The sequence below is a fragment of the Nocardioides sp. Soil796 genome (assembly GCF_001429525.1).
Taxonomy (GTDB): domain Bacteria; phylum Actinomycetota; class Actinomycetes; order Propionibacteriales; family Nocardioidaceae; genus Nocardioides.
The window spans coordinates 1-1,190 of sequence record NZ_LMSQ01000006.1 but is presented as its reverse complement, the minus strand read 5'-3'; the positions used below and the strand labels follow the sequence as shown (position 1 = coordinate 1,190).

Annotated in this window: 2 rRNA genes; both read right to left on the bottom strand. The window is 57.0% G+C overall.

Annotation, left to right across the window (positions count from 1 at the left end):
* Window positions 1-175: 175 nt before the first annotated feature.
* Window positions 176-292, bottom strand: a 5S ribosomal RNA gene (gene rrf / locus ASH02_RS03895).
* A 123-nt stretch (window positions 293-415) separates the two neighbouring features.
* A 23S ribosomal RNA gene (locus tag ASH02_RS03890) occupies window positions 416-1,190 on the bottom strand; the annotation flags it as partial.

Below are 1,190 nucleotides of genomic sequence, written 5' to 3'. Positions count from 1 at the left end.
CCGTTGCCGCCGCCGCTGTTGTTGCCGCTGGTGTTGGGGCGGCGGTCATTGCGGCGCGGAGTGTTCTCGGCCATGGCAGGGGAATCCTTTCGGCGGTGACCAACCCTGGGGATCCAAGGTTAGGTGGACAAATGCGTAGAGGCCACCTCAAATGAGGTGGCCTCTACAAAGTAATGTCCGGCGACGTCCTACTCTCCCACAACCTCCCGGTTGCAGTACCATCGGCGCTGAAGGGCTTAACTTCCGGGTTCGGAATGGAGCCGGGTGTTTCCCCATCGCTATGGCCGCCGAAACTCTATGGAGTTAGATCAAACCAATTCGCCCCGAACCATCTCCCCGAAAGGGAGCTATGGTTCGGAACTCAAGGTTCCCGACCGTAACTCGGGAACCACACAGTGGACGCGCAACATCTTTGAGGGACAAGCCCTCGGTCTATTAGTACCGGTCGGCTAGGCATTGCTGCTGTACACCTCCGGCCTATCAACCCAGTAGTCTACTGGGGACCTTACCCGGTTAACCCGGTGGGAAACCTCATCTTGAAACGTGCTTCCCGCTTAGATGCATTCAGCGGTTATCACTTCCGAACGTAGCTAACCAGCCGTGCTCCTGGCGGAACAACTGGCACACCAGAGGTTCGTCCATCCCGGTCCTCTCGTACTAGGGACAGCCTTTCTCAAGTTTCCTGCGCGCGCGGCGGATAGGGACCGAACTGTCTCACGACGTTCTAAACCCAGCTCGCGTGCCGCTTTAATGGGCGAACAGCCCAACCCTTGGGACCTACTCCAGCCCCAGGATGCGACGAGCCGACATCGAGGTGCCAAACCATCCCGTCGATATGGACTCTTGGGGAAGATCAGCCTGTTATCCCCGGGGTACCTTTTATCCGTTGAGCGACGCCGCTTCCACATGCCAGCGCCGGATCACTAGTTCCGACTTTCGTCCCTGCTCGAGTTGTCACTCTCACAGTCAAGCTCCCTTGTGCACTTACACTCGAAACCTGATTGCCAACCAGGCTGAGGGAACCTTTGAGCGCCTCCGTTACATTTTAGGAGGCAACCGCCCCAGTTAAACTACCCATCAGGCACTGTCCCTGATCCAGATAATGGACCTAGGTTAGATATCTAGTACGACCAGAGTGGTATTTCAACGTTGACTCCACGACAACTGGCGTCGCCGTTTCACAGTCTCCC